We start from the raw sequence: 523 nt of genomic DNA on the forward strand, positions 1-523 counted from the left end.
GGCGATGCTACTACATTTGAAGAATATACCGCTAACCTGGAAGGGCAGCAAAATGTAGAGATACGCCCTAAAGTAACCGGGTTTATCCAAAAAATATATGTTGATGAAGGGCAGCATGTAAACAAAGGGCAATTACTGTTTAAACTTGAAACACAAACCCTTAACCAGGATGCCGCTGCAGCAAAAGCCAGTGTAGATGCTGCCCGCGTTGAGGCAGACAGGTTAAAACCGCTGGTAGACCGTAATATAATAAGCAAAGTACAGCTTGAAACCGCAAAAGCAAACCTGGCACAAGCACAGGCTGCTTATAATAGTATTGCTGCAAATATTAATTACGGCAGCATAATATCCCCTGTAAGTGGTGTTATAGGCAGTATGCCTTTTAGGGAAGGCGCACTGGTAAGCTCTACCACACAGGAACCGCTTACTACAGTATCAGACAGCCGCATGATGCGCGCTTATTTTACTATGAATGAAAAGCAAATGCTTGATTTTACACGTACATTTAAAGGTGGCACACTTC

Annotated in this window: 1 protein-coding gene; it reads left to right on the plus strand. The window is 43.2% G+C overall.

The features are described from left to right. Positions 1 to 523, plus strand: a 523-nt coding sequence (locus ABS768_RS17810; protein WP_408076267.1) for an efflux RND transporter periplasmic adaptor subunit, incomplete at both ends; no start/stop codon positions are given.

Source organism: Flavobacterium rhizophilum (assembly GCF_046000485.1).
GTDB lineage: Bacteria > Bacteroidota > Bacteroidia > Flavobacteriales > Flavobacteriaceae > Flavobacterium > Flavobacterium rhizophilum.